8 protein-coding genes are annotated in these 13,213 nt (G+C 63.5%); all 8 read right to left on the reverse strand.

The genetic code is table 11. From position 1 onward, the window contains the following. Positions 1-79: 79 nt before the first annotated feature. On the reverse strand, positions 80-1,693 hold the full coding sequence (locus LG367_RS15245; RefSeq protein WP_226470124.1) for an alpha-glucosidase: 1,614 nt from the start codon (positions 1,691-1,693) through the stop codon (positions 80-82). 228 nt (positions 1,694-1,921) lie between these two features. After that, complete coding sequence (locus tag LG367_RS15250) at positions 1,922-2,911, reverse strand: transaldolase (protein WP_226470125.1); 990 nt, start codon at positions 2,909-2,911, stop codon at positions 1,922-1,924. Positions 2,912-2,992: 81 nt separating this feature from the next. Further along, positions 2,993-4,198: a CaiB/BaiF CoA transferase family protein gene (locus LG367_RS15255; protein ID WP_226470126.1), complete on the reverse strand. Its 1,206-nt coding sequence runs from the start codon at positions 4,196-4,198 to the stop codon at positions 2,993-2,995. A 123-nt stretch (positions 4,199-4,321) separates the two neighbouring features. Continuing rightward, positions 4,322-6,220 (reverse strand): glycoside hydrolase family 127 protein, encoded by a 1,899-nt coding sequence (locus tag LG367_RS15260; RefSeq protein ID WP_226470127.1) that lies wholly within the window; start codon positions 6,218-6,220, stop codon positions 4,322-4,324. After that, positions 6,178-8,376: a formylglycine-generating enzyme family protein gene (locus LG367_RS15265; RefSeq protein WP_226470128.1), complete on the reverse strand. Its 2,199-nt coding sequence runs from the start codon at positions 8,374-8,376 to the stop codon at positions 6,178-6,180. The genes LG367_RS15260 and LG367_RS15265 overlap by 43 nt, the downstream gene beginning before the upstream one ends. Further along, complete coding sequence (locus LG367_RS15270) at positions 8,373-9,359, reverse strand: ribokinase (RefSeq protein ID WP_425490985.1); 987 nt, start codon at positions 9,357-9,359, stop codon at positions 8,373-8,375. Before LG367_RS15270 ends, LG367_RS15265 begins: the two co-directional genes overlap by 4 nt. Beyond that, positions 9,359-10,663 (reverse strand): serine hydrolase domain-containing protein, encoded by a 1,305-nt coding sequence (locus LG367_RS15275; protein WP_226470130.1) that lies wholly within the window; start codon positions 10,661-10,663, stop codon positions 9,359-9,361. Before LG367_RS15275 ends, LG367_RS15270 begins: the two co-directional genes overlap by 1 nt. A 26-nt stretch (positions 10,664-10,689) precedes the next feature. Next, on the reverse strand, positions 10,690-12,999 hold the full coding sequence (locus LG367_RS15280) for a TonB-dependent receptor (RefSeq protein WP_226470131.1): 2,310 nt from the start codon (positions 12,997-12,999) through the stop codon (positions 10,690-10,692). Between the last annotated feature and the right edge of the window lie 214 nt (positions 13,000-13,213).

Consider the following 13,213-nt stretch of genomic DNA (forward strand, 5'->3'; position numbering starts at 1 on the left):
CACAAGCAAGATTTCGCTGCATCGCAGCATTTTCGAAAGCGTTTACAAACCCGATGAATCCGGAGATTCGCGACTCGCATTACCTCAAACGCGCGAATAGCACACCGTGCGCCGGAAGGCGCACCGCTCCACTCTCGAACGTCCCGGAAGGCAAACCATGGCCCTCCAACGGAGCAGCATCCTGCAGTGGCAGGCTTACTTCGGCTTCCGCGCCGGAAAGATTGAATGCCGCCAGTACCCGCTCCCCTTCGTGCTCACGCTGGAAAGCCAGCACGGGCTCGGGTGTCTCGAACATCTGGATCGCGCCATTGCGCAGTACTGGTTGCGCGCGGCGCCAACGCAGGAACGTCTGAAATGCCTGCAATACGGACTCCGGATCGCGCTCCTGCGCAGCGATCGAACGCATGCGATGCGACTCGGGAATGGGCAGCCAGGATTGCCCGTGGCTGAAACCGCCATCGGCATCGTGGGTCCACGGCATCGGCGTGCGACAGCCGTCGCGGCCTTTGAAATTCGGCCAGAACGCGATGCCGTAGGGGTCGCGCAATGCTTCGAAAGGAACTTCCGCTTCCGGCAAACCGAGTTCCTCGCCCTGATACACGCAGACTGACCCGCGCAATGAGCAAAGCATCGCATTGAGCAGCTTGGCCAAGGCAGGCGGCGCGTCTTGCCCGCCCCAGCGACTGGCCACGCGCCGCACGTCATGATTCGATAGCGCCCAACACGGCCAGCCTTGATCGAGCCCTGCTTCCAGGCGCGAAACCGTGTCGCGGATGTAATGCGCGCTGAAATCGTCGGTCAGCAGCTCGAAGCTGTAACCCATGTGGAGGCGCCCTTCGCGCGTGTACTCGGCGGTGATCGCCAACGAATCCTCGGACGAGATTTCGCCAAGCGCCGCCGTACCTGGATAGCGATCGAGCAGCGATCGCAGCTGTTCGAGAAACGGCAAGTTTTCCGGCTGCGTATTGTTGTAGTAGTGATACTGGAATGCGTAGGGATTGTCGGGACTGAAGCCGCGCCCCACTCGCTTTTCCAGCGGTTTCGGCGGGTTGTCGCGCAGCTGTGCATCGTGGAAACAGAAGTTGATCGCATCCAATCGCAGGCCGTCGACGCCACGATCGAGCCAAAATTTCACATTCTCCAGCGTCGACGCTTGCACTTCCGGATTGTGGAAGTTCAAGTCCGGCTGCGAGGAGAGGAAATTGTGCAGGTAGTACTGGCCGCGCCGCGGCTCCCACGTCCAGGCCACGCCACCGAACAGCGACATCCAGTTATTGGGCGGCGTGCCGTCTTCGCGCGCATCGGCCCACACGTACCAGTCGGCCTTGGGATTGTCGCGGCTCTGCCGGCTTTCGCGGAACCAGGCATGCTCGCTCGAAGTGTGGCTGAGCACCTGATCGATCATCACCTTCAAGCCAAGCGCATGCGCCTTGTGGAGCAGGCGATCGAAATCCTCCAGCGTGCCGAACAGCGGATCGACCGCGCGATAGTCGGCGATGTCGTAGCCGAAATCGGCCATCGGCGACTTGAAGAACGGCGAGATCCAGATCGCATCCACGCCGAGGTCGGCGATGTAGTCGAGCCTGTCGACAATGCCGGGCAAATCGCCGACGCCGTCACCGTCGGTATCGAGGAAACTGCGCGGATAGACCTGATAGATGACGGCGCCGCGCCACCATTGCGTATCGCTCATCGCTTGCCCGAATCGAGGTGTCGAAACCGGGGCGAAGCATAAGCCGCCTCGCAGTCGTGGCAGCGGCTTTGCATACGTATTCACCGGTTGGTCCGGCATGCGCCGGATCAACCCCCAAAGTTTGCTTTGCAAACTTTGGGCCCCAGGTGCGTGACATCCATAACCCCGCCGCTGTCGCGGCGCCCCCTTAACTTAAGGGGGCTTTATCTCCAGGCATATTTCGACGCGTTAGAGGCGCTTGGCTAGGTCCGCGCGTAGTCCGGCGAGGTCCTTGGCGAAGGTGGCGATACCGTCGCGCAGCTTTTCGGTGGCCATGGGATCGGCGGCGAGGTCACGCTGGTATGCCTCGGCATCGATCGGTGCTTCCGTCGATGCACCGGCGGCGCCGGGTGACACGAGCTTGCGCGTCAGCGTGCCGGTATCGTCCTCGAGCGCCTGCAACAGATCGGGCGAGATCGTCAGTCGGTCGCAGCCGGCCAGTGCTTCGATCTGCGCGGTGGAGCGGAACGAGGCGCCCATCACCACGGTCGACACGCCGCGACGCTTGAATGCGTCGTAGACGCCACGCACGAAACGCACGCCGGGATCGTCATCGATGGTGGCTGGCTTTTCGCCATGCGCCACGTACCAATCGAGGATGCGGCCGACGAAGGGCGAGATCAGGAACACGCCGGCTTCCGCGCAGGCCAGCGCTTGGGTGCGATTGAAGATCAAGGTGAGATTGCAGTCGATGCCCTCGCGCTGCAACTGTTCGGCGGCGCGAATACCTTCCCAGGTCGCGGCGACCTTGATCAGGATGCGCTCGCGCGGAATGCCGATACCGTCGTACATCGCGATGAAGCGGCGGGCCTTGGTAATGGTCGCTTCGGTGTCGTACGAAAGATCGGCATCGACTTCGGTGGACACGCGTCCCGGGATCAGTCCCGAGAGCCGCTTGCCGACGCCGACGGTCAGGCGATCGGCCACTTCCGCGGCGATGCGCCCGGGATCACCGGATTGCGTGCGTCCCCACTGCAGATGTTCCTCGATCAGATCGGCGTAGACGGGCAGATCCAGCGCCTTGCGCACGATGGTCGGATTGGTGGTGCAATCCACCGGCCGCAGGCGTTCGACCGCGGCGTAATCGCCGGTATCGGCCACCACCACCGACATTTCGCGCAGCTGCGCCAGCTTGGAGGCGGTATCGGGAGCGAGATAGGAAGCAGGATTCGTGTTCATGCGGCTTGGCGTCTACGGGGGAAGGCTTTCCTCAGTATCGCGCAAGTCGCATGGATCATCACGTCCCGGGTCATTTCTGGATCACGTCTTGGATTCAGCTTCCTCGGAGAAATCGCGCCAAGGCATCTCCGACGCTTTCAGCGACTCGGCATGCTGCCCGAGCGCCGGCGCCGCGGATGGCACCGGCCCCGGCGTGCGCCCGAACTTGATCGGATGCGTAACCCCGCGATAACGCCCCACCAGCGGATGCTCGAACGTGCCCACGATGCCTTCGGCGAGCACCTGCGGATGTTCGAACATGTCCTCGATGCGGCGGGCCGCGGCGCAAGGCACTTCATCGCCGAACAGTGTTTCCCATTCATGCGCACCGCGCGTGGCGAGCGCTGCGTGTAATTGGGGGATGATTTCGGCCGCATGCTCCGCACGCTTGCGCACACTGTCGTAACGCGGGTCATCCGCGAGCGCATCCAGCCCGGTTTTCGCGCACAGCGCTTTCCAGAAATGCGCGGTGTTCGCGGAAAGATAGAGATAACCCTCACCGGTCGGATGGATGCCGGTGACGCCGCCCGAGCGCATGTCACGGCCAATGTCGAGCGCCTCGCCCTCGGCCCAGATCATCCGCGCCGATTGCATCGTCAGCGCGCTGCGCAGCAGGGAAACACCGACGTACTGGCCCAGACCGCTGCGTTCGCGCTCGTACAGCGCCGATGCCACGCCGGAAGCCAGCAGCGCGGCCGCGTAGTAGTCCACCACCGAGCCATAGATGATTTCCGGCGCGCCACCACGCTTGCCCTGCAGCGCGCACATGCCGGTCATCGTCTGCAACACCTGGTCGTAGCCGGCCTTGTCCTTCATCGGGCCGGTCTCGCCGTAGCCGGTCACCGCGCAGTAGATCAGGCGTGGATTGATCAAGTTCAGGCGATCGTGATCGATGCCCAGCCGCTTCGGCACGCTCGGCCGAAAGTTGTGCACTAGCACATCGGCCTCGCGCACCAGTCGCAGCAGCGCGGCGTGGTCCTCCGACTTCTTGAGGTCGAGCACGAGGCCGCGCTTGCCGCGATTGACGCCGAGAAAGGCGCGGCTTTCGCTCGACAACGTCGATGGATACTGGCGCAGGTTGTCGCCATCCGGCGGCTCGATCTTGATCACGTCCGCGCCCTGATCGGCGAGCAGCGTGCAGCCGTAGGGGCCAGCGATGTAGGCACTGAGATCGAGCACGCGCACGCCGCTCAGCGGCCCGCGGGCCTCCTGGCCGTGCTTCGCCGGATCAGGCGGAGAGGTTTGCATACGTGGGGGTCGTAGGGTCGCCATGGCTGCGTCCTTTCACTCTGCGCAATGATGCGCCTGAGAAACAGGCTAGCTTCATATGTTCTGGCGCTACAAATTATTGCGAAAGCGGCGATGAACGCGTCACGACGCGGGTGTCTGGGCCTCGTCTTCCGGGGCCAGCTGCATCCAGGTGAGGCGCCAGGCGCCGTCGCGGCGGCCGCCGGTGACGTAATACGGCTGGAAGACGATCGGCGCGCGGTATCCCGGATCCAGCCCGATGCGCGGCGGATCGCCGTCGCGCACGGCCGGCAGCAGCCGCAGCCATTGCGTTTGCGGTGTCTTCGGAAGCCGCAAGGTTTCCTCGATCTTGAACCCGTCGATCAGTTCGCTGGCATACACCAGCGGGCCGCGCGTGATCGCGAGATATTCGAAGCGCAGCACCTGCTGTTGCACGGGGCTGCCGTCCGGCGCGCGTGATTCCTGGACGTTGCGGTTGATCGCGCGATGCATGCGCGGCTCCATCGGGAAAAGCGCGGAGATGGCGTCTCCAGGCTGCCACTCGCGCTCGATCACGGCATAGCCGCCGGGTTCGACGGCATAGTCCTCGGCCGCGACGCCGCCGACGCGCAGCTTCGCGCCTTGCGCCCATGCGGGAACTCGCAGGCGCACCGCGAACCTCGCCGCGCGCTCCGGCTCGATCGCGATGCGAATCTCGCTGTCGAACGGATAGACCGTGGTCTGCTCGACCACGATCCGCCCCGCCTTCTCGTCCTCGTACAACGCACGGCCCGGGCCGAGCAGATTGATGACGATGCCCTGCCCCATCGATACGCCATAAGCGATCGCGGGCAACTCCTCCAGCGCCATCGCGCCACTCGATTTGCAGCAGCGCCAATACGTGGTGTGCACGCGCTTGCCGTTCGGGAAGACGTAGTAGCACCAATCCTCGCCATCCGGCGCTTGCGCGCCCAACAAATCGTTGTAGGCGGAGCGCTCGATCTCCTCGGTATAACGCGCTTCGCCGGTGATCGCGAGTAGCTCGCGATTCAATTGAATCCACGCCAACGTCGAACAGGTTTCCACGTAGCCGTAGGGGCTGAACACGCCGGCGGGATTGAATACCTCTCGCGAGCGATGCGCCACGCCGCCCCAGGGACCGCCGCCAAGCGTGAGGTGATGATCGCGGATGCTGCGCCAGAGATTGTCCACGGCAAGCCGAAGATCCTCGCGTCTGGTTGCCTTGTGCAGTTTGGCCAACCCCACCAGGTTCCAGGCCAATTGGTAGGCCTTGCCGGTCGCGATCTCCGATGCGTCGATGCCTTCCACCGCGCGCGTGAGCAATGCAAGCGCGGGATTGGCATCCGCCTGTCTCAAGATGAGCAAGGCCAGATCCAGATAGCGGCGTTCGCCGGTGACGAAATACAGCTCGGCCGCGGGGTCCATCAGTACGGTCGCCGACATGCCGTGATGGTTGCCGAGTTCGTTGATATCGATCCCTTCGGCATCGAGGGTCCGCCAGCAGAGATCACCGATCTTGCGCGCGGCTTCGAGATAACGCGGCTCGCCGAGATGCCGGTACGTTTCGATCAAGCCGAGGATCAGATAACTATGCGTCCAGATATCCCAGGTCCGCACGCTCGGCGCGCCGTCCCAGGTACCGGGTTTCGGTGGCTGCTTGCGCATGAAGCGCCGCTCAGGCGCGTAGGTGCCGAGATAACCATCCGCTTCCTGCACCGAAACCAGATAGTCCGCGACCTGGCGCAGGTTTGCCTCAAGCTCCGCATCGCTGCTGCGCGCCACGGCTTTCGCGGTCGCGATCAGCCACTTCCCGGCGTGTTCTCCGTACCAGTCACCCTCGTGATTGTCCTGGCGACGCTCCGGCGCAAATATCGCGATCGCCGGACTGGTCTCGTCCACGATGAAGTGCGACAGGCGGCCACGCCGGTTCGCATCCAGCGCGTCGCCAAGCAATCCTCGCAGTTGCACCTCGCGCAGGATCATGGCCGGCGCGCGTCCACCACGCAGCGGAACCCGACGCAACCGGAACGATCCTTGCACGGCGCCATCAGCAGATACTTGCCGTGCTGGTCGAGCCGATAGGCTTGCGGGAAATACCAGTGCGAGGTCTGCGGCTGATAGGCACTGCCGCCGCGCAGCACGGCGGCGCGCGTGTGTTCGTCGACGTATTCGTCGGTCCATTGCCAGACGTTGCCGACCAGATCCAGCACGCCGAACGGACTGGCGCCTTGCGGATGCGCATCGACGTCGTCGGGAGCGATCAGTTCGCGCCCGCGATTGACCTGGGGCACCGCATCGTCACGCCAATCGTTACCCCAGGGATACAGTCGCCCACCCGTGCCTTGCGCCGCGTACTGCCATTCCCATTCGCGCGGCAGGCGTTTGCCGGCCCACTGCGCGTAGGCGCGCGCGTCCTCGAGCGAAACCCAGATCACGGGCTTGTTCCCGTGTCCCGCCTGCGGCGCGCCATCGCGCCAATGACGCAGGAAGTTGTGCGCATCGCGTGGCCGATAACCGCTGGCATCGAGGAATTCTTTGAACTGCGCGTTGGTCACCGGCGTGCGATCGATGAAGAACGGTTCCATCCGCATGCGCCGGCGATGGCCGCGCCGCGGGCTGTCCTCCCAGGGATATTGCACGTCCGTGCCTTCCCAGGTCTGGCCTTCGATCTCGATTCCACCAACGACGAAATCGAAATCACCTTCTGGAATCTCGACCATGCCGGACGGAGCCGCATCCACCGGGGCGGTGGGCTCGATCGGCACCAACCGCTGCGGCAACGAACGCCAGACGTTGGAAAACGATTGGAGCGGCGTCGCGGCGCGTTCGCGCATGCCTGCCAGAAATGCTTCCAACCCATCGACGTCGACATCGCCCGCCAATGCCAACACAGCGCCGAATCCACGCCCTTCGAGCGCAAAATCGAACACCGCATATCCCTCATCGAGACGCGGCTGCAACGCGGCGCCGTTCCATGCATCGAAATAGCGCGCCCCCTCGTCATGCGGTATCGCGATCTGTTCGCCACCGACCGTGTACTCGTTGCGATTGACCAGAGTCCACAGCGTCATGCCGGCACCGGGAAAACGGCTCGCGAACACACCGGCCTGCAGGGTCGGCTCGTAAGGTCGCCACTCCGTGCTCACCATCAGCGCCGCGAACTTGCGCTCGATGGCGGCGATGCGGCGCAATGCTTCGGCATCGCGCGGCGTGAGCTGGTTCCAGATGCCCCAGATGTTTTCCCAGGCGTTGTAGCCGACGCCGTTGAAGAAGATGTACTGGAGATCGTTCGTTCGGTCGCGCCCCCAGCGGTTCTCATAGTTGATCATGTGGCGCGGTTCCAGCCACTTGAACTTGGCGACCGAAGGCACGACGTCGGCGGGCACTTTCTTGCCCCAGCTCTGCACGTTCCAGATCAGCTGCTCTTCCGCGCTGATCGTCGATTCCGGCTGCAACACCACGGGATGCCCCAACGCATCGCAGGCATCGAAGAACGCGCGCGGAACGCCGTTGTAGGTGTCACCATTGACGCCATCGGCACCCACCGCCGCGACCAGGTCGGCGATGCTCTGCCAATCGTTCTTCTCGGGCGGACGCGTGCCGTTGTCCCAAGGCATCGTGGGCAGGAACACGCGGACGCCGCGCTGGTGGAAGTCCTCGACGGCGCCGCGCAGACCTTCGACTCCACCGGGCAGATCATGGGCCAGATCGGTCTTGTTGCGATCATCGATACCGATGTTCGGATAGACGAACCAGATCAGCACGCTGTCGATGCCGCCGAAGCGCTGCTCGAGATCGTCGAGATAGCGGTCGACCGTGTACTTTCCCGCCACCGGATCATAGAAGTAACGATCCTCGACCATCATCTGCGCATGCACGAAATTGCGCTGCGCCCATTGCAGCTCCGGGCGACGATAGTTGGCATCGTCGTAGCCGATCCGGGTCAGGTGTTCGCGGCGCCAGTCGATCAGCTCCGCGATCCAGTCGTCCGCGGTGCTGTTGACGTCGATCTTCCAGTGTCCGATCTCCGCGAACGGCCAGCCCGGCGCCTTGCCAGGCAGCGGCAGGTAACGGCCCGTCGTGACGTGCGAGAACTTGTACTCCGTCTTCACCTTGCGTCGCGGCGTCTCGGGCGATGTCGTCTTCAGTGCGTCGGGGGAGTCGGAGTCGCTGCTCATGTCAGGGATGCAATGCGTGGTGGAGAGAAGTGTCGCGCAAGACCGCAGTAGGTGGCGAGCGCATCGTACGCGGCTTCCGGTTCGGGCGTGGCCGAGATCAGCAAGGCTTCGACCTCTTCCTGCGTCGGGATACTGGTTTGCGCGCCCATCCGGGTGCAGGCCAATGCCGAGGCGGCGCAAGCGCGGCGCATGGCATCGTCGAGCGTCCCGCCCCGAGCGAGCGATGCGACAAGCGTTCCGCAGAACGTATCGCCGGCCGCCGTGGTGTCCATCGGATCGATGCGGAAGCCGGGCTGCAGGCGAATCCCGCCATCCGCATAAGCGCAACAACCTCGCGCGCCCAGCGTGACGATCACGCATGGCACGCCGGTCGCGACGAGCGCGGCGGCGATGTCGCCCTTGATGCCGGTGACTGTCGCCAGCTCGCCCTCGTTGACGATCAACACATCGATCACGGCCAATAGAGATTCGGGCAATTCGCGCGCCGGCGCGGCATTCAACGCCACGCGAACGTTCGCGGCCTTCGCGGCGCGCGCCCAGTCCACGACCGTGTCCAGCGGTGTTTCCAATTGCAGCAACAGTGTGTCGATGCCCGCGAGATCCGGCAGATGCTCTGGCCTCAACGCGGCATTGGCGCCAGGAGCGACGATGATCGCGTTCTCCGCATCGTCGGACAGGCAGATGAAGGCCGTTCCGGTGGCGCGATCCTCGCGGCGAACGATTTCAAGCTGCACACCGGCGTCCCGTAGCGATGTTTCGATCGGCACGGCGAACGCATCGGCGCCGAGTGCGAGCAGCATGCGTGTGCGCGCACCACCCGCGCGTGCGCTCGCGACAGCCTGATTCGCGCCTTTCCCGCCGGGGAACGTGGCGAAATCGCGCCCGAGCACAGTTTCCCCGGGTGCAGGCACGTGCGATGCACGCACCACGAAATCCAGATTCGCCGATCCCGCCACCAGAATCGCTCCACTTGCAGCCACCATCATCGCTCCAGGCTTTCGTAGACCAGGCGATAGAAATCGCGGCTGATTCTCGGCAGATCGTGAACACCCTCGCGCGGAAGATGCTGCAGCATCAGGATCGCCACCAGATGTTCCCGCGGATTGATCATGTAGGTCGTGGATGCGGCGCCGGACCAGCCGAACTGCCCCATCGCCCCACCTTGTTCGCGCTTGCCGGGGTCGGTCACGACGTAGCCACCGAAGCCGAAACCTTCGCCCGCACTGAACTGCGTGACCGGCGGATCGAGCATGGTGAGCTGGTTGCGCAGCATCGACGCGACCGTTTCGCGCTTCAGGATGCGGACATCGTCCAGCGTGCCGCCATCGAGCAGCATCTGGCAGAAGCGCGCGTAGTCGGCCGCCGTCGAATACAAGCCACCGGCGCCGCTGGGATAGGCATTCAAGGGAGCTCCTGGCTCCACCGCGCTGGGACTGGTATCCAGTACCAAGCGACCATCCCGCCCCATCGTGGTGAGATCGATGACGCGCTTGCGCTTTTCCGCAGGCACGTTGAAACCCGTATCGCGCATGCGCAACGGATCCAGGATGTGCTTGCGCAGATAGACCTCGTAAGGCTCCTTGCTCACCACCTCGACCAGACGCGCCAACACTTCCAGCGCCGCGCCGTCATAGCCGAAACGCGTACCGGGCTGCGCTGCCAAAGGCGCACGGCTCAGGCGTTCGACGAAACCGCGCAGATCCTTGGCGCCATGCGGATCGATGCGCTCCAGCGCTTTCACCGCCTCCTCATCACCATCGAGGCCGGCTGGGAATCCCGCGGTGTGGGTGAGCAATTCGCGGATCGTGATCTGGCTACGCGCCGACGCCAGCTTCGGTGCATCGGCCGTGCCACCGATCATCACCTGCGGTTTGGACAATTCCGGCAGGTACCGCGCGACCGGATCATCAACTTCGAGCTTTCCCGCTTCCGCCAATTGCAGGACGGCGACCGATGTCACCGTCTTGGTCATCGAATAGATGCGGAAGATCGCATCGCGCGGGAGAATCTCGCGGCGCGCGAGGTCGCGGTGGCCGTAGGCCCGCCAGTCGACGATATGGCCATCGCGCGCGATCAGAACGACACCGCCGAGATAACCTTGCTGATCCGTCGCTTTCCGCAGGAAGCGCTCAAGCCTCTGCAATCGTCGCGGGGAAAATCCTTCCGATGCGGGCGTGGCAAGGGGCAGCGGTGAACGCACCGCCGCCCCTTCGGTGGCTGCCTGCTTGCCGAACGCCTGCGTCCCGGCAAGCGCCAGTCCGCAAGACAGTAAAACGAACCAGCGCATGCCCGTACAGTACTGCGATCGCGCTCCTACCACGTGAACTCATGCGTGAACGAGATCATCCGCCCGCGTCCCGCCCAGTAGTTGCGGAAGCCCGGCACCTGCGACCAGCTCAGGATGTATTGCTTGTCGGTCAGGTTTTCGACACCCAGCGAGAAGCGGCCATATTTGTCGGTTTTGTAGTTCACGCCGAGGTCGAGCAGCGTGTAGCCCTTGGTGTGTTCCTCGTAGGTGAACTCTCTTCCATCGTATTCGCGCACGTCGCTGCCGGACAGGTCGCGCGAGAGCAACGTGGTCGACCCCAAGGTGATGTCGCCCTTCGGCGAGAACTTCCAGCGCACCGTCAGGCCGATCTTGTCGGGGTTGACGTCCAACGCGCCCATCGGCTTGTTCAAGCCACCCGCGGACCAGCGCCCGGCCGGATCCTCGGTCCAGAACGCGGTCTTGCCACGGATACGCGAATACAACGCGCTCACCTTCCACGCATCGTTGATGTTCCAGTCGCCGGACATCTCGATACCCTTGATACGCGTCGGCGCGCGGAAGAGCACATAGTCGTTCGTGGCCGGATCGATCGCGAAGGATGTGCCGTAATCGGAGCGGGAATCGTAGTACGAAGCGCTGAACGAAGCCTTCTCGCCGACCCAGTTCACGCCATACTCGCGGTTGTTCACCACCACGGCTTTCAGCTCACGGAACGTGGAGTCCACCGAGGCTTTGGGACAATCCGGCTCGACCTCGTACGGCGCTCCGGGACAGGAGACGTTGCGCAGCGGGATGCCGACATTCGGCAAACCGAAGCCCTCGCCATAGGCCGTGAATACCGACCATTGCCCGTTGATGCGCCAGATGGCGCCGAGATTGCGCAGCGTCTCCGTATACGTGAGCTTGCCGCCGGTAACCTCGCGGCGACCGCGATACCAGGTGGTGGTGTAGTCGTCGACCTCCAGCTCGCCGTCCTCGCGGCGAAGCCCGCCACTGATCGTGAACGGACCGATGTCGTAACTCAGCTGCGCATACGGCGCCACGCTGGTGTACTTCATCGGCGGCACCCAGGTGCGATCGGTGAGCGCAAGACGCTGCTCCGCTTCGTCGCGCACCCAGTCGATGCCGGTGCGCAGCTCCAACCCTTCCACGTTGAATAGCGAGGAACGCACCCAGGCGGTTCGCAGGCCGACTTTCTTCGTATCGATCTCCGATTGATCCCAGATCAGCCCGTCCGGCCCGTTGGGTGGAATCAGCGGGTCCTGACGATCCTCGCCATTCTCCGGCGGATAGCGCATCGCCTGATCGGCCCAATAGGCGTTGGCGCTGAACGTGCCGCCGAAGACATCGCCGTCGGTGTACATCAGGTTGAACTGTTCGAAGTCGTTGAACTCGGCCTTGCTGCCGAAGATGTGGCCGCGCTCGGAGGTATTGGGTTTCGGATTCGGGCAATCCACCGGATCGTAATACCGGCAGCCGTCCACCTGGATGTAGTCGCCGTTGCCTTCGATCTTGAAGTGGCTGTAGGTCGCCTGCAGGCGCTTCTCGCCGTTTTCGCCGAAATTGAAGCCACCTTTGAGGAACAGGTTCTTGGCCACCGAATCGTTGACAGAACCGCTGGTGTTCATGCCCAGACGGCGACCATCGGCGTCGTAGCCCATGCCGCGATCGATGACCGACATGCCGACCACGAGATCGTAGTTGTCCTGCTTGCGCATGAAGTTCAGGCCGACCTTCCAGCCTTCGCTGTCGTCGGCGAACTGGGTGGAATAACGCGTCAGCAAACGGAATTCGTTGCCTTCCTTGGTCGGTACCGCGGAAATGTAGTTGATGATACCGCCGGCCGCGCCGATGCCTTCCGACGCCGACGGACCATTGATCACTTCGACGCGATCGACGATGCCCATGTCGGTGAAGGTCGCATTGCGGCTGCCGTCGCGCAGCGGCGATCCCTGCGGCACACCGTCGAACAAGCGCAGCGCGACGCGGCCGCGCAAAGTTTCGCCGGCATTGCTCATCGCCTGCGAGGCTTCCGCGTAACCCGGCACGGTGCGCGCCAGCACCGCGGTCGCGTCTTCCGTGACCAGCAGCGTGTGCTTGATCTCTTCCTTCGACACCAGCGTGATCGCGCCGGGAATCTTGTCCACCGCCTTCGGTGTGCGCGTGCCGGTCACGACCACCTTGTCGAGATCGGTCGCTCCCTGCGCCGGGTTCGTGCCGTTCGCAGGCGCCTTCTCCTCCTGCGCATTGGCGTCGGGCGGAGTACTTTGAGCGTTCTCCTGTGCACGGGCGTTCTCGACAGGAACGCCTGCGAACAGGAGGCAGGCGATCGCTGCGGAAAGCGGCTTGATCATCGTCGTGTCTCTCGAAGTTCCGGTGGCTGCGGGAGCACGACAACACCACGTGCTCATTCGGCATTGATGCGACACAACGCGTCACACCTGTACCGACGGCAGCCTATGCGCTTCGCTCGATATGTGAAATCCGCGTGAACTATGTTCAGAGGCTAGTTTTTGTTGCTTACGCCGATAGGAAATCTTTGTTGCGACGCAACAACGCGCAGGTCCC

The sequence above is a fragment of the Luteimonas panaciterrae genome (genome assembly GCF_020511115.1).
In the GTDB taxonomy this organism is placed as follows: Bacteria; Pseudomonadota; Gammaproteobacteria; order Xanthomonadales; family Xanthomonadaceae; genus Luteimonas; species Luteimonas panaciterrae.

Coding starts and splice junctions, on each gene's coding strand:
- LG367_RS15265 (WP_226470128.1), bottom strand. CDS start 8,376: ATGAGCAGCGACTCCGACTCCCCCGACGCACTGAAGACGACATCGCCC.
- LG367_RS15280 (WP_226470131.1), bottom strand. CDS start 12,999: ATGATCAAGCCGCTTTCCGCAGCGATCGCCTGCCTCCTGTTCGCAGGC.
- LG367_RS15270 (WP_425490985.1), bottom strand. CDS start 9,359: ATGGTGGCTGCAAGTGGAGCGATTCTGGTGGCGGGATCGGCGAATCTG.
- LG367_RS15250 (WP_226470125.1), bottom strand. CDS start 2,911: ATGAACACGAATCCTGCTTCCTATCTCGCTCCCGATACCGCCTCCAAG.
- LG367_RS15255 (WP_226470126.1), bottom strand. CDS start 4,198: ATGCAAACCTCTCCGCCTGATCCGGCGAAGCACGGCCAGGAGGCCCGC.
- LG367_RS15245 (WP_226470124.1), bottom strand. CDS start 1,693: ATGAGCGATACGCAATGGTGGCGCGGCGCCGTCATCTATCAGGTCTAT.
- LG367_RS15275 (WP_226470130.1), bottom strand. CDS start 10,663: ATGCGCTGGTTCGTTTTACTGTCTTGCGGACTGGCGCTTGCCGGGACG.